This window comes from Mesorhizobium sp. M1307 (assembly GCF_040318155.1).
Taxonomy (GTDB): Bacteria; Pseudomonadota; Alphaproteobacteria; order Rhizobiales; family Rhizobiaceae; genus Mesorhizobium.
Window position 1 is genome coordinate 14578 of the sequence record NZ_JAMYLR010000013.1, and the last position, 15553, is coordinate 30130.

At 60.4% G+C, this 15553-nt stretch carries 9 protein-coding genes; 2 read left to right on the forward strand and 7 right to left on the reverse strand.

All coding sequences use genetic code 11. The features are described from left to right. Positions 1 to 47 precede the first annotated feature (47 nt). From NKH16_RS16940 to tssL, 6 genes are all read right to left on the reverse strand, one after another. On the reverse strand, positions 48 to 2381 hold the full coding sequence (locus NKH16_RS16940) for a M23 family metallopeptidase (protein WP_352900547.1): 2334 nt from the start codon (positions 2379 to 2381) through the stop codon (positions 48 to 50). Further along, positions 2378 to 2788, reverse strand: a complete 411-nt coding sequence (locus NKH16_RS16945) for a DUF1036 domain-containing protein (protein ID WP_352900549.1) — start codon at positions 2786 to 2788, stop codon at positions 2378 to 2380. The genes NKH16_RS16940 and NKH16_RS16945 overlap by 4 nt, the downstream gene beginning before the upstream one ends. 108 nt (positions 2789 to 2896) lie before the next feature. Further along, positions 2897 to 5584 (reverse strand): serine/threonine-protein kinase, encoded by a 2688-nt coding sequence (locus NKH16_RS16950; RefSeq protein ID WP_352900552.1) that lies wholly within the window; start codon positions 5582 to 5584, stop codon positions 2897 to 2899. A gap of 5 nt (positions 5585 to 5589) precedes the next feature. Beyond that, on the reverse strand, positions 5590 to 6363 hold the full coding sequence (locus NKH16_RS16955; RefSeq protein ID WP_352725110.1) for a PP2C family protein-serine/threonine phosphatase: 774 nt from the start codon (positions 6361 to 6363) through the stop codon (positions 5590 to 5592). 173 nt (positions 6364 to 6536) lie between these two features. Further along, entirely contained in the window at positions 6537 to 10100 is a 3564-nt protein-coding gene (gene tssM, locus NKH16_RS16960) for a type VI secretion system membrane subunit TssM (RefSeq protein ID WP_352900555.1), read from the reverse strand. Between the two features lie 22 nt (positions 10101 to 10122). Beyond that, on the reverse strand, positions 10123 to 11631 hold the full coding sequence (gene tssL / locus NKH16_RS16965) for a type VI secretion system protein TssL, long form (RefSeq protein ID WP_352900557.1): 1509 nt from the start codon (positions 11629 to 11631) through the stop codon (positions 10123 to 10125). Here tssL and NKH16_RS16970 point away from each other — a divergent pair. Continuing rightward, positions 11594 to 11896 carry a hypothetical protein gene (locus tag NKH16_RS16970; protein WP_352852202.1) on the forward strand — a complete coding sequence of 101 codons (303 nt, stop codon included), beginning with the start codon at positions 11594 to 11596 and terminating at the stop codon, positions 11894 to 11896. The two genes, tssL and NKH16_RS16970, sit on opposite strands and share 38 nt — an antisense overlap. Before the next feature lie 24 nt (positions 11897 to 11920). Here the strand turns inward: NKH16_RS16970 and tagH are convergent, their stop codons facing one another. Next, complete coding sequence (tagH, locus tag NKH16_RS16975; protein ID WP_352900560.1) at positions 11921 to 12976, reverse strand: type VI secretion system-associated FHA domain protein TagH; 1056 nt, start codon at positions 12974 to 12976, stop codon at positions 11921 to 11923. 242 nt (positions 12977 to 13218) lie between these two features. On the opposite strand from tagH, the gene NKH16_RS16980 reads away from it, so the two are divergent. Next, positions 13219 to 15549 carry a type VI secretion system Vgr family protein gene (locus NKH16_RS16980; RefSeq protein WP_352900564.1) on the forward strand — a complete coding sequence of 777 codons (2331 nt, stop codon included), beginning with the start codon at positions 13219 to 13221 and terminating at the stop codon, positions 15547 to 15549. Positions 15550 to 15553 lie beyond the last annotated feature (4 nt).

The following is a 15553-nucleotide window of genomic DNA, read 5'->3' on the forward strand; positions in this document are numbered from 1 at the left end:
CGTCTGCGCGCACCCAGGCGGTTACGATTTGCCGGGGCCATGCAGGCTCAAAGTGCACTCTGAACAGAGCTCAGCATCGCCGTGATCGCCTGTTTGTACTTTGCGAACTCGGGCGATGTCTGCCGGAGCTCCGTGGTGGTGGTCGTCTGCTGGCCCGCCGCGGTTGTGGCTGGGCTCAGTTTGCGACCCATCTTCCTTTCGGCCCAGTCCGCGACATAGCTGGCGGTCTTGCCCGTCAGAAAAGGATTGGCCTGAATGACGGCTGACCCGAGCACGGCGCTCAATTGCGCCGAACCCGATGCCGACAGCACCTGATGCGCGCCCTCCATGCCGAGAAAGTGGCAGAGATAGAGCCGGCCGGCTGTGATTTGGTGGCCGCGCGCACGAAGATAGGCTTCGCCTTCTCGCGCCAGATTGCGAACCATCTCGCGCGAGATCGTGGCGTCGTATCGCAGGGCGAGCAGGTCGGCAGTCGAGAGTGTGCGTGCAAGTTCGGGGCGGTAAGTGTTCATCATCCGGATCCAGGTCTTTGTGATGAATTGGCCGGCGCCGGTCGCTGAAGAATTTGGGTTCTTGGCACGGGCGCTGCCGCCACTTTCGACATGAACGATACGGTCGGTGAGCGTTTCCACGGCGGAAAGATCCGAAGCGACCGCGGTAACCGTGCCCAGTGGGTCGATCGCCGCGCCATTCTGATAGAGTTCGAAATGCAAATGCGGTCCGGTCGAAAGGCCGGTGGTGCCGATATAGCCAATGATGTCGCCAGCCTTCACCTTGGTGCCGACGCCGCCCTCGATTGCGAATTTCTGCATATGAGCGTAGCGCGTCTCGCGCCCGTTTCCGTGCGAAATCTTGACCAGATTGCCGTAGCCGCCCCCATCGCCCTGGAAGCTGATTTCGCCATCGAAGGCGGCTGCGATCGGCGTGCCGACCGGCGCCGCCCAATCGACGCCCTTGTGGATGCGAACGGTGCCTAGAATTGGATGCTTGCGCGGCCCGAAGGTCGAGGTCAAGACCCCGTTGACCGGTGTGACCATGCCGTTGGTGACCGTCAGCGAGCGGACCTGATCGTCGCCTGTCACGCATGCAAACTGGCCGTCGCCCTGCTGGAAGACGAAACAGTCGAGACTTTTTGTCGTGCCCTGGACACCCACATATAGCACCCGCCCGGCGCCTTCGTCCTTGCCGCGCGGCGTCTGCGAATAGATCAGTACAAGACGCTGGTCCTCGCTTGCGAAAGCGTCCAGATCCTGTCCTCTCGACAGATACATGATCGCTTCGCCGATCACGCCGGTCGGAACGCTGTTGCGTGCCGCTGTCGAGTAAATCGCGTCGAGCAGACGATACTGCCTTTTGTGTGCGCCTTCTTCCGGCGCACCCGAGTAGTTGAACAAATCTTCGCGTACCCAGGGATCAGCCCCCGAGACGAACACGCCTGCGGCATCACGCGTCAGCGTCCCGACAAAAACGTTCTTGGCGTAGATCGACACCTGCATTAGGGACATTGTTGTCGTCTCGCGGTTGGGTCGGTATCCACGCAGGGCGACGACATAACCCGGTTCCAGGCCGTCCCGGCTAAAGAGCGCCTTCAGGGCCTCGCCTGCCAGCCTAGCGTCGTCGGCGGAGAAATGCGCATCGAGCGCAACGCTGTCCAGACTGCGACTGTTGAGGATCTTCACGAAAGTGTCTTCGGTGGCCTCGAACCGCTGATATTCATTCGTGACAGTTGCGACGCTGGTGTTGTTTTCGATCTGGGTCTTCTGGAATGCGGGAAGGGCTGCGTCGCCTGCATCGATTGTTTCACCCCAGCCGGCTTCGGGATCGTCGGTGTCGGCCTGTTGATCCGAAGCCGGCGCGAGCTCACCCGCGGCAGGAGATGGCTCAAGATCGTTCTGCAGATCGCTGGAGGGCGCGGGGGCGGTGTTTCGTTGCGCCTGGAAGAATGCAAAATCCTCCTGCGTCGACGGTATCGTCGTCATGAATTTTTCGCTGGCGCTAAGCATGACGTCGGACAGGAACTCGATGTGTGACGAAACCCCTGCCGGGTCGAGTTCTGCCGGACGCGGAATCACGCGGCCTTTCGTTGCTGCGCCGTTATCGGGTGCGAGCGTGATCCACATAGGGTCCCCCGCCAGGCCGATAATCGCAGGCACATAGACAGATGCATCGGCCGGCACATCGTCGGCTCCTTCTACCGCGCGCAACTCCTCGTCTTCGTCGCCAAATGACCAATAGTCCGCGGTGAGGTAGAAGCCGACGGCGATCGAACACAGGAAAATCAAGGCGAAGCCGGCAATGAGCCTGCGCCAAAGCGTGCGCCGGCGAAGGGCGGCGCGCGCCTGCTTTTTCGCCTTGAAGCTGGTGTCGATCGCGTGCGTCACGGAGTGCTTCCGGTCAGGAAAAACGTCCACCGCACCTGTTCAAACGTATCGACTTCCACAAATCGCGCCGCGATATGACCGCGCTGCCAGCACTCGTCGATGCCGCGTATCGAGAACCGTCGACGCTCGATGCACATTTCAGTCGACCCGGTCAGGATCGCGTGGCCAAAAACGTCCGTGGCGTAGATGTAGATGTAGCGGTTCGTCAGTTCCTCGCGAATGACGTTCACGCACTGATTTGCGCCGATGGTCCACCAGCCATCGGTCTGGTCGGCATTGTCGATTGTCTGGCCGATAGCGAGGTTGACGACGTCGAGTGTCTGATTGCAGACCGTGAATTCGGCGCGCGCTTCATTGCATGAGAGCACGGCCAGGAGTGCCGCGCCCGAAACGACCGGAAGCCTCATGCGGCCTGTCAAGACAAGCAAGGCTCGAAACCGATCGCGCTGCTTTACGGGCAGGCCGTCAGACGAGCGGGGCAAAGGCGAGCGGTGGCGTTCCATCGGGCGGCCATGCTACCCGCCGAGCCGGAAATATTTGGCACTGGCCGAGAACTGAGATCCGTTGGTCTCGATTTCTTCGAGAATTTTGGGCAACAGCTGCGAGGCTGGGATTGGCGTAGAGAACGCAGCCGCCTGAATGTCCTGGGGGCCGGTGATCACCATAATGATCTGCGGCACGGCCTTGCCTGCAGCCCTGTCGGCGGCGCCGAGGCCGATCGGGATGCTGAAGGTGGCCTTGTCCGATTGTACGACCATACGGTCGTCGAGGTTGAACATCATGCCTTTGTGGTCGATCAACAGCACGCTGGAAATGAGCCCGCCATGCGTCACCAGCGTGCCGCTGATCGGCGTACCGTTCGGCACCGATGTTCGATCGAGAACCAGCTGCGGCTTGACGACTGCAGTCTGGCCCAGAAAGCGCAGGAAGTTGGTGACTTCGCACTGGGGCGGCTCGATGAGGCGCACGCTTATGTCCGGCTCAACGTGGAACTTTGCCTGGAAATCAGTCAACATTCGTTCGAATGGCTGAACCGCCGTCCCAAATCCTTCGATGTCCGCCCTCTTGTCGGTTATCGACGTGACGGCCGCATAGAAACAGTCGCCGCCGCTGAAGTCGCGAACCCACGAGACCCGTTGCGCTACGTCGTCAATGACCGGAGGAACTTCCGGCTTGGGTACGTTCAAGGTGACCGTGGCCTGGTCTGGCTGTCTGGCCGGCTGGTCGGCCTGCTGGCCCTTTGCGCTCATCGCATCTGCCTGGCCTGCAGCCGGCTCGGGAAAGGGCGCGGCCGATTTCGCCTCCGCCGGCTGGTTTGCCTGTCGTTCAGACTTTTGGCTCACCGCGACATCGGGCTTGGGGGCTGGCGGCGTTAAAGCTTTTTCGGCTGGTGGAGCGATTGGAGCGATCTTGCCAAGCGGGGGAGGCGTCTTCGGGCTGTCGCCGGCCGCGATGTCGGGCTGAACTGCCGGCGACATTTTTTCGGCCGGCGGCTGTGCCGCGCTTGCTGACGATTTCGGTGTTTCCCTGGCTTGCAGGGGGATCTTGGCGGGCTCTGCCGGCTGCGGCTTTTGGCTTTCGGCGACGTCGGGCCGCGGCGCTTGCGGCGTTGACGTTTTTTCGGCTGGTGTTGGAGCTGGAACGAGCTTGTCAGGCGGCGGAAGCGTTGTCGGGCTGGCGTTGGCAGCGGTATCGGGCTGAATTGCCGGCGCTACGTTTTCGGCCGGCGGCAGCGCTGCGCTAGCTGATGGCTTCGGGGCTTCCCCGGTTTGTGGGAGTATCTTGGGCGACTCTGGCGGTTGCGGCTTTTGAGGCGCAGCCGCCTCTGCCTGATTTTTAGTTGGCGATGCGGTGGTCTGCGTTCGCGGCTGCGCGGGTGGAGCTAGCTCTGGCGGCTTAGGAGCGTTCGCAACATTATCCGTCGCGACCGGCTTTGATGCCTCTGGTGCGGGCTCTGATGGTTCTGGGGCAGATAGCGATGTCGTGCCGGCGCTCGGCGTGGTAGGCGTCATAAAACCGCTGACATAGAGGCCAGCAACCGCGGCGAGAGCCAGCGTCGCGAAGGCAGAAATCGCGATGATTCGGGTCTTTGTGGACTTTCCAGTCCTGCCACGTGCGACCGCGCGTGGCGGGCTGGCGACTGCTGAAGGCCGCCGCGGTTCGGACAGCAGCGCAGGCCGGACATGCGGGACGAAGCGCTGCCCACCTGAACTTGCCGTCGCAGGCGCGTCACGCCCCAAATCATAGGAAGGCTGGGCCTTGGACTCAGGCGCAAGTGTTTGCCCCGCTCGTGGCAAACCCGGCCGATCGCGGGTCGGGACGAACGTTGGTGGCGTTGTCCCTTCGTCCTCGTCACGCGTCATTCTGGCGATTTCCGCCATGCTCACCGGGCGGTCTCGCGGATCCGGCTGCAGCATGGCTTCAAGAATGCCACGAAAATCGTCCTCGATGTCGGACAGGTCGGGCACGGTCCGGCGCTTTTCGATGATCTCGAATTGCGACCCGCTCATGTCGATCGGCTTCCCGCGCAGAGCGGCAACCAGCACCAGCCCCAGGCTGTAGATGTCGGATTGCTCGCTGACGTCGCCGCTGTACAGCCCCAGCTGTTCGGGCGAAACGTAGTTGTACTTTCCCGCGAATTTTCCGCCGATCAGGGTCTCCCCGCCGACGGTCGCCGATCGCGCAATACCGAAATCGATGATCTTGGCGTGGTCGACTCTACCCCCTGGCAAGATGATGTTATCGGGCGAGAGGTCGCGGTGAATTGCTCCCGCTTGATGCACGGCGCTCAGACCCGACGTGAGGCGATGGCAGAGCTTGCGTACCTCTTCAGTCGGCATCGGGCCACGTCGCATGATGTCGTACAGCGACTCGCCGTCGACAAATTCCATGGCAAGGTAGGGACGGCCGATGCCTGGATCGATGGTGAAGACGTGATATCGCACGACCGCATCATGCGACAGGTGATTGAGGATTGACGCTTCCTTGCGGAACAAGGACAAGATCGTCGGGTCGCGGGCAAATTCGGGCAGGACGATCTTGATCGCGACGTGGTCGCCAGTCTGGATGTTGTGGCCACGGTAGACCTCGCCCATGCCACCGAATGCGATCCGCTCGTCAAGTTCGTAGATGCCGCTGAGTTGCGTGCCGACCGCGGTATTGGCCAGCTGCGGCGATATTCGCGTCTTGTCGTCGGCGCTCATCAGCCTCAACCCTCCGCTCTGGACAGATCAGGGTAGGGGGGGTGTCCGTTGTGCCCGTTTGCGAACTTCACCAGCACAATGGTGACATTGTCTGTTCCGCCCCGCGCCAGCACCATTTGCAGCAGATTTTCGCAAGCCGCCTGAGGGGTCGCAGACACCACCACGGCCCCGATTTCGGCGTCGGTCAAATGCGCCGTCAGCCCATCTGTGCACAACACGAAGATGTCTCCCGGCATAATTTCGCCTTGCTGGAAATCGATGACGATTTCGTCGCTGACGCCGACCGCATGCGTGATGACATTGCGGCGCGGCCAGGTGAGCGCCTCGGCTGCGCTGATCATGCCGCGATCGAGAAGTTCCTGAACTTCGGTGTGGTCCCTCGAGATCTGCGAGATCGAGGCATTACGGACCAGATAAACCCGGCTGTCGCCCGCCCACAGGCAGGCAAATCGCCCATCCATCGCCAACAGGGCGGCAACGGTGGAGCCGATGGTTATGCCGCGAGATTCGGAGATCCTGCGGATGTCGGCGTTGGCGCGGCTCAGCCTGTCTTCGAAGCGCGCACGAAGATCCGGCGCGGAACTAGCAATGCCGATCGTGGCCAGATGATCGACAATGCTGGCTGAAGCGACCTCTCCGGCTTCATGTCCACCCATTCCGTCGGCCACCACCCACAGGCCGGTTCGTGGCTCGACTAGATAGTTGTCTTCATTGTGCTCACGGACACAGCCATTGTGGCTCACGCCGAAGCTTTCAAAGGAAAGGGCGACATCGCTCACCTTGCCACCAAGCGCTTCTCAAAGCGTCCTCTGCGGCGCATCTTCAGGCGCTCGCTGCTGCCACTTTGCCACAGGCTGGAATATTAAAGTATCGAAATTTAGCTTTGAGCCCGTGACGCGGGATCGCAGCCAGCTTTGGCGCCCTAGTTGCACCAGGTGAGGCTCAAATCCTCTCAAAACGCCTTCGGGCAGCTGAATGCGGAAAGTGCGGGAAGTAAGAAGGGACTGGGTCCGGAACCGGTCTGGATCGTGTAGCTGACGTCGCGTCCGCCGATTACGAAGCGCGCCTCAACAGTGCCGTCTTTGCTGGTGATCGTCGCCTTGTCCAGCAACCTCTTGAGCGACCACGGCCCTTCGAAGCTGATAGCGGATTCGCGGCCCGGCATTTCCGGCATCAGTCTCAGACTGGCGGATGCCGAGGCCGCACCGCTCGGCCAGGACACAGTGCTTGGCGTGTTACCCGCCTGATTGCTCTGGACGATCTGGCCATCGACGTCGAGCACCGCAGTATCTGCATCACCGTTCAGCGAGAACGGGGTAAAGGTCAGGTTGACCGACGGCATTGACCCACCCGACGGGAAAAATGCGCCGCGGATTTCAGCAGCCAGCTGAAAGTTTTTCAGCGTCGACTTCGACAGGTCGCGTCCAAAGCGCGCATCCCGTTTCCAGCTCCAGTCCTGGCCGCTCATGTCGATCAAGGAAGCAAGGTTTTGTGCGAAGAACCGGTCCATCAGGCCGCCTGGAGAGAACAACTTGGCGAAGTCCGCCATCGCAACATCCTGGGTACCATCGCCGGCGAAGGGGTAGCGGCCGTTGACCGCCTCCTCGCAGGGCTGCGTGACGGCCTGGCCGAGCATCTCGTTCAAATTCGTCAAGGAAATTTCAGCCGCGTTGCCCTCAAATTCGTTTGCAGTTGCGTTGACCATTCTGCCGAGTTGCTTGGGCAGACGCGATGCATTGGCGCGAAGGGTGGCTATCTGCAGCTGCAGGTTGGCGTTGACACGTTCCGTCTGCAAGGGGACCTCGGTTGCCAGTTGCAGACTCTGGTGGATGTCGCGAAAATTCTGGGTCAGCGCATCGATGGGTCGGTGTCCAAAAGGCCCGCTTACCAGAGCCTGGAAGGACCTGAACTGCGCTTCGATGTTTGCCCCAGGGCTCTGGCTTTGAAATTTCGCGGACCCCGTACCGGCACGGCTTTGCGACTTTGCGGAGCTAATTTGAATGCCGATGCGAGCCAGGCCCTTGGCCATGTCCGCGACATCCTGATACTGGCGCATGAGGGTGCCGGCTATCACCCCAGTGCCCGAGTCTTCGCCGGAGACAGGGTCGCGCGCCAGGGCTGTTTCCTCGGCAATCGCGGTAAAAAGCTGTTCGATCGGCGAGCTTGGTGCGGCAACGGCGGAAAGCGCGACATAGTGCGGCTTGTCGTTCAGCATGGCTTTGAATTTCAAACCATCGAGAACGCTGTTCCACGCGGCTGCGAACTCCTTGCCGTATCGATCGAGAAGTTCGGGGCCGAGCTGGAGCAACTCCTGATCGATGCCGCCTTGCTCGCCGCCACCGCCCAGGACCCACTGGTCGTCGACGAGCGTCTGCGCAATGCGCGAAAGCTGTCCGAGATAAAAGCTGTTGAATCCGGCATGGGTGTAGAGACCGGGAATACGAAGCTTCGACAGATCGCCGCCATCGACGCGCTCGAACACAAGCTGCGCTTCCGGCCCGCCTTTTTGCGAAACAGAAAAATCGTCCAGCGCAGCCGCGTACACCGCCGACTTGATCAATGCGGACGCACGATCGGTAAGGCTCATGCGCCCGAGTGAACGTTGGGCGGCTTCCACAAGCGGCTGGTTGAGTTCGAAAACCGGATCATAGGCATCGTCCAACGCAAGCATGGCGCGCAGGTGCTTTTCGAGCTGCGCACGTCCTTCGCGGTTGCTCTCGCCTGGATACCGGTTCTGTTCCCAATCCTGCTTCATCCAGGAGATGATCAATGCGTCATCGACCTTGGGTGCCTTGCCGCCGAGCATCAGGTAGATCTTGAGCGGTTCGTAGAGCGCGGCGGGCTCAGCCGTCGTCGCCTGGACGGTCCGCTCCGCCTGCACAAGCAGACGCGACCGCAACATTCGTTCCAGTGCTTGCCGGTAGGCCGTTGTCGATGCCGAAAGAAGCCTTTCCCGCTGGCTAAGGCCGATCGTTTCCTCGATCGGGGTCGGTAAGTCACTGGTTTCAAAACCGGCCGGCATGTTGCGCAACTGGTCGAGCGGCCCGATGACGTTTTCAAGGTCGACATCGGTGACCGTCGTGCTTTTGAGCAGAGCGTCGGCTGTCTCGCGATATTGGCTCGTGGCCTGCGTCGTGGAGGCAATCAGCGAGCGGTTGGCCATGAAGCTCATCCCGAGCGCGCCAAGGGCCGCTGCAGTGATCAAGGCTATGATGCCAAAGCCGCCATATCTGAGGGCCGCTGCCCGCCTCTCGCTCGCTCGGTTATAGGAAACCCATCCGGATTCGGCGAAAATGACATCAGTCAGGAGATCGTGCAAAAAGAAGCTCTTGCCGGTCCCGGACAGGTGGGGGCGGGAATTGTTGCCGAAACTGCGGCCGATTGCGCCCAACACTTGATCGATCGGCGTTCCCTCTTGGGTCCCCGACGAGAAGTAGAGCCCACGCAAGCTGACGTTCACTTGGCTACGGACCGGATCGAACAGGCTGGTCACGAAATTGGCAATTCGGCCCTTGAGCGCGTAAAACTGGGCCGGAAAGCCAAAGATCGATATGCGCGAGACCGGGTCAGGCTCTTCCTGCAGGCGATCAGGCATCTCGTCCGCCAAGCGGATCGCCAGTGCATCGAATTCGGCCGAAGCCTCACCGGCCATGTTCTTGTTGCGGTCCGTGGTCTGGAATGTCGCGCCCCAGACCTTGCGCCTGCGCGGCTCCTCGAAACTGCCGAAATAATCCATGAAGCCGGCAACAAGATCGGCCTTGGTGAACAGCAGGTACACCGGAAACTGGATTTTCAGCGTCTCGTGGATCTCCCTCAGGCGACTGCGCATTTCAACGACATGGGCGTCAAGCTGCTGGTCATCGAGGCTGATGAGATCGGCAAGGCTGATGGCCAGGATAACCCCGTTGATCGGTTGTCTGGTGCGGTGTTTTTTGAGCAGTGACAAAAACGCAAGCCAGCTCTTGCTGTCGCTTCCAGCATTGGAATCCTGCGTGGTGTAGCGTCCCGCCGTGTCGATCAGCACAGCCTTTTCGGTAAACCACCAGTCGCAGGAGCGGGTGCCGCCAACACCGGCCACCGGCTGGGCGTGTCCTGAACCGGCAAGCGGAAAATTCAGACCCGAATTGACCAGTGCCGTCGTCTTGCCGGCGCCCGGCGGGCCAATGACGATGTACCAGGGAATGTCGTAAAGGAAATTGCGCTTGCCGCTCGACCGCTTGAGTGTTGCGATGGCCTCACTCATGCGCGCCTCGAGCACCGGTGAATCGTCATTGCGCCCGTCGTTGCGGACAATGACCGTCTCGAGCGCTTTTTGCGCCTTTCTCACATGCCAAGCGCGCACTCCGTAAACGAGGGCCGCGGTCGCCATGATCGTGCCGATGATTGTCGCACGCAACCAGACAGGTCCCAGCGGCCGGATATCGGCGAAGCGGATCAAAGGTCCAGCAAACCAGATCGCCGCCGCAAAACCGGCCAACGCGGCCGTGCTGAATATCCGCGGCAGCCAACGCATCATTGGCGTTTCCCACCGGCGGTGTTCACAGCGTTTCCTCCTTGAGGATCATCACGTCGACACGGCGGTTCTTGGCGCGGCCCTCGGACGTCGCATTGTCGGCAATTGGCTCATCTTCGCCCTTGCCCTCGGCGGTTACTCGCGAGGGATCGCTAAGCTTCGCGGCGATCATTGTCTCAACAGCCTTCGCGCGGGCGACCGAAAGGTCAAAATTCGATTTGAACGTGCTTGATTTCCGTGGTTTCACATTATCCGTGTGGCCAACGATCGTGATTGGCCCTGGCTCGTGCTCAAGGGCTGCGGCAATCTGTGTGGCCAGGGGCAGAAAGTCGGGCTTCACTTCGGTCTTCCCCGGCTGAAACAACAATTGATTGTTGATCTCCACTACGATGAAGTCGCCTTTTGTGCCGATGGTCATCCCGCCGAGCTCGACTTGCGTGGACAGTGCTGAGCGGATGCGGTCGATCTGGCCGGTCACGGCAGGCGAGGCGGCTGTCACCGGTTTGGCGAGTGGGGGTACCACACTGGCGCGCTCGATCGTCACAGTCGTCGAGGGATTGAGCGCCAGCAATTGTCTGGCTGCAGCATCGCCTTCATCGGTCATGAACGCCCGCAACGTGAAAAACGCGGCCGTCACCAGGGCTGACGCCGCTGCAGCAACTCCCCAGAGCGGCAGGCGGGTCGAAGACGGCACCATCATAGCGGCCATGCCTTGCCAGCGGGGGGAGATGTCCTCTCCGGCGCGGGCCCTGAAGTAGCGAAGCGTCTCGTAGACGTCGCGCCGCACAGGTTCGAGACTGGTATCGTCGCGCGCCAGGCCACGATACTGGCCCTCAAATCCCAGGGATAGGCAGACATGCATCAGCTCGAGCAGGTCTAAGTGTGGCTCAGGATTGGCCAGCACCTGGTTCAGTGCTTCGTAAAAGCCGCCGCCGGTGGGCTCGATGTGAAAGAACCGCGACAGCATACTGTGCTGTGCCCAGGTGTCCTCGCCGGCCCAAGGCAGGTTGCCGACAAGATCGTCGGCCGTTTCGCAAAGGGCAAACTTCGCGATCCGCGCATCCTCTTCGGCAACCCCTGACTTCTCCAGCATCCAGTCGAACCTCTCCATCGCCTCGGCGATATGTTCGGCCAATGGCGCCGCCTGTCTTTCGACCGGCACGAGCCTGAGATGCCCGAACAGGACGAGCAACGGTGCTGACCCAGCGAGGATCGGATTTGCCGTCGAATATTTTACCGTGTCTGCGGCGCCGAGCAGCACCTCCTGCTGAATGCTCGGCCTTGACCCGGCCGCCTCGGCTCTGACCGCTGTACCGGACGATGCTCCCTGATAAAGAATGGTTCCGGATCTCCAGTCCGGCGGCATATGCCGACCTATGTCAGGATCGAAAACTGTCGATTCCTTGACATGCGGGGGCGCGACGGTCTTCGCAATCGGTTCGTTTGCGGCTGGTTTCGCATTCTGCCCGCGTCGTGGATTGGTGCGGATGACGGTCTTGCGGACCGGGCCGAAAGGATCGTCCTTCGAGCTCATCGCCGATATGCCGCTGCCGTGCAGTGTCCGCGCTCGCGTGCGAGAGGCGCCAGATCTTTCCTGGCTGGATAGGGCAGGCAATGGTCCTTCCGGCAAGGCGGTCCGGAGCTACAAGAAACAATGGCGCCGCAATGTGACATTTGCCGCAGACCCCCAGGTCAATCAGGCTTACCCGCTTGGCGAACTGTCGTATGTGATCGTAGTCCCAGATGTTGTCGATTGGAACATGATGCGGCGCGCCGATGCGTTTTTCTTCGTCTGCTAAAGCGCCGCAGTCTGTTGGGCCGGTCTATTTTTGCTTGTCAGCTTTTGCATACGCTTCGCCAAAATAGGCCAAGAATATATCAAGCATGCCGTTTTCGTGTGGTTCCTCCATGCTCCTCCACGTCCCGACAAACGCGTCCCATGCTTGGGCCTTCTTCGAGGTAAACGATGTCGGCGGGAGCTTTTTACCGATCGCCTCCGGCGAAAGGTCATCAAGCAGTCGCGAGAGCGCTGCTTGCATAGCGGCATAGGTGGCAAATTCGTGCGCCTTGAGATCGCGGAATGCGTCCTCGATGCTGTGCCTGGCATCGAGATAGCCGGCCCTGCGCCGCGCGAACATGATTTCGAGTATGTCGTCGGTGCCTGGGACAAATTTGAGAGGATTGTTTTCAGCGGAGCTTATCATCGTCCGGTGTGGGCTCTTGGTTAATGTCTTTGCAGCCGCACGTGCCTTCAGCAGCATGGCCAGTTGCTCGACCACCGTGCGCAGCACCGCGCCGATTTCGGCAGCGACTTCATGCGGATCACGCAACTGGAACAATTCCGGCGAAATGCCTGCGGCGATTGCAATTTCCCGCAGCACCTCGTCTGTCGTCGAAGGCAAGGTTGCAGGCGGCGACGATGTCGATGGCGGCGCTTGCCCGAGCCATCGCTCTGCCGAACTGAAAAAAGGCTCGCCTCCGGAATCGGGCAGCCGATCGGCCGCGACCGGCATGTGTCGTTGCGTCGAACCTCGGTCAGCCTCCGGATGACCTGGCGTTGCGTGCTCGTCGTCAATCGATACAAGGATGACATAGCGGCCGACCAGGAGCCTGTCGCCGTGGTCTAGCCGGCGCGGACCGGTGATGCGTTGGCTCGATCCATTGATGAAAGTGCCATTGCGCGAAATGTCGTGCAGCCAAAACGCGCCTGCCTCGTATCGGATCTGGCAATGCCGGCCGGAGATGAACTTGTCAGGGTCGGGCAAGATCCAGTCGCAATGTTCGCGCCCGATTTTGAAGCTGCGATTACGCGATCTGTAGCCGGGCGACACGCCAGCGGGCAGGGCATCAACGTTGCTGATCTGCAGACTGATTAACATGCGAAATCGCCTGTGTGATCGCTGGCGGCCTTGCCGACAGGATACTCCATGTTTTTAGCGTGGCTAATCCCAATATTCGCATCCCAGTCGGTCCTATTCGTGGTCAGCTTTGGCCTGCACAACAAACATGTGGTACGCTCGAAATGGACTGGCAACCATCAGGGTTTGATGTGATTTCGAGTTCCTGATTAGGATCTTCAAATCCACTGGGCTGGCCGCCAGGCCGAGGAGGGGCACGACCCATGCCAAGTGAACAACGTGCCACGGTTGTGCAAACGCCAGTTGGCGCTGAACTGTTGACCTTTACACATCTCGTCGGGCGCGATGAGATCAGTCGTTGTCTGGCCTATACGGTCGGGTTCGTGAGCCCCAGCCACGATATCGATCCGCTGGAGATGCTGGGTGGCCCCGTCTCGATCGAAGGTGAAGCCGACCCCCAGCGCTGGTTCAGCGGCATCGTGTCGGAGTTTCGCCTCACCCGGATCGAGGATCGACTGGCCTATTACGAAGCAGTCGTCAGGCCATGGCTCTGGTTTCTCGGCAATACTACCGACTGCCGTATTTTCCAGAACATGAGCGTCATCGAAATCGTCGAAGAGGTTTTCTCGAAATATAGCACGGCAAAATTCGAGAAACGCCTGCAAGGTTCCTATCCGCCGCGCGAATATTGCGTGCAATATGATGAGACCGATCTCGACTTCGTGCAGCGGCTGCTCGAGCACGAGGGCATCTTGTATTTCTTCGAGCATGGTGAGGGCAAGCACACGCTTGTGCTCGCCGATGCCATGAACAAGCTCAAGCCGGCGCCGGGCTATGAAAAAGTGCCGTACCACTTTGAGGGGCAGGGCTCCCGGCGCGATGTCGAATACATTACCGAATGGATTCCGGGCAGCTCCGTGCGGCCGGGCGCCTATGTCCATACCGACTATGATTTCAAGAAGCCGGGCGCTGACCTGATGGCCAAATCCGCCCAGCCGTTCAGTCATAAGCTGGCTACGGGTGAAAATTACCGTCAGCCCGGCGCGCATCTCGAAGTAGGCCGCGGCGACAGCCTGGCGGCAATCCGGCGCGAGGAAATCCAGGCGGTGCACCAGCGCATTGCTGCAGTCGGCACCGTGCGCGGCCTGTATTCCGGCTGCACGTTCAAGCTGGACGGTTTTCCGCGCGAAGACCAGAACCAGGAGTATCTGGTGGTCAGCGCCGAATACAGGCTGTTCGATCCGGGCTACAGAGCCCTTGCCGATGTCGAAAGCGAAAACTTCAAGGTGATCCTCGGCGTGGCGCCGACCGCCTTGGCCTATCGCCCGCCGCGGGTCACGACACGGCCGATCATGCGCGGCCCGCAGACGGCGACGGTGGTCGGCCCGTCCGGCGAGGAAATATTCACCGACAAATATGCACGGGTGAAGGTGCAGTTCCACTGGGACCGTCTCGGCAAGAAGGACCAGAACAGCTCCTGCTTCGTGCGGGTCTCGCAGACCTGGGCCGGCAGCGGCTGGGGTTTCATCCAGATCCCGCGCATCGGCCAGGAGGTGATCGTCGACTTCATCGAAGGCGACCCGGATCTGCCGATCATCACCGGCCGGGTCTACAACGCCTCGCAGATGCCGCCCTACGGACTGCCGGGCAGCGCCACGCAATCCGGCTGGAAATCCGACTCGTCGAAAGGCGGCGGCGGCTACAACGAGCTGATGTTCGAGGACAAGGCCGGCTCCGAACTGGTCAATTTCCAGGCGCAGAAGGACCACAACCTTCTGATCAAGAACGACCGCACCAAGCTTGTGCAGCACGACCAGTCCGACCGCATCGACCACGACGCCAAGCACTCCGTCGGCCACAACCTCGACGAGGACGTCGGCAACAACAAGACGGTCAAGGTGGGCGTCGACCAGACCACGGATATTGGCAACAACGATACCGAGACGGTGGGGGTGAACAGGTCGCTGACGGTCGGATCGAACGAGACGATTCACGTTGTGGCGAATTCGACCGAGAATATCGATGCCAACCATTCGCAGACCGTAGGATTAGTTCAAACAATCACTGTTGGCGCGGCTCGTATCGATTCGGTCGGCGCCGCCGAGACCCGAACCGTCGGGGCGGTGCAGATGAACACTATCGGGGCGACACGGTCGGTCAGTGTGGGTCTCGGCCAAAGTCACGACATCGGCGCTTCCGACAGTTGGAAGATCGGAGCCAACCAGGGCATCGACATAACTGGCAACCAGAGCGTCAACATCGGCGGTGGGCAATCAACAGAGATCGGCAAGGCTCGGACAGCCAAGGTAGCCGCGGATGATATCACCGATATCGGCGGAGCCCACACGCTCAAGATAGCAAAGGGCAGCGGGATTACCATTGCCGAAGACGGCTCGATTGGTGTCGGGAAGAAGCTGGTCATAGACGCCGGAGACGAGATCACGATCAAATGCGGCGACGCCTCCATTATAATGAAGAAGGATGGAACGATCGGCATCAAAGGAAAGGACATAACAATAACCGGCAGCGGCAAGATATTCGCCAAAGCGTCCGGTGACATTGTCATGAAGGGTTCGGAAATCAAACAAAACTGAGGAA

Bases quoted from the DNA above. Each gene is read 5' to 3' on its own strand.
- NKH16_RS16945 (WP_352900549.1), bottom strand. From the start codon at position 2,788: ATGAGGCTTCCGGTCGTTTCGGGCGCGGCACTCCTGGCCGTGCTCTCA.
- NKH16_RS16950 (WP_352900552.1), bottom strand. From the start codon at position 5,584: ATGAGCGCCGACGACAAGACGCGAATATCGCCGCAGCTGGCCAATACC.
- tssM (WP_352900555.1), bottom strand. From the start codon at position 10,100: ATGATGCGTTGGCTGCCGCGGATATTCAGCACGGCCGCGTTGGCCGGT.
- tssL (WP_352900557.1), bottom strand. From the start codon at position 11,631: ATGAGCTCGAAGGACGATCCTTTCGGCCCGGTCCGCAAGACCGTCATC.
- tagH (WP_352900560.1), bottom strand. From the start codon at position 12,976: ATGTTAATCAGTCTGCAGATCAGCAACGTTGATGCCCTGCCCGCTGGC.
- NKH16_RS16980 (WP_352900564.1), top strand. From the start codon at position 13,219: ATGCCAAGTGAACAACGTGCCACGGTTGTGCAAACGCCAGTTGGCGCT.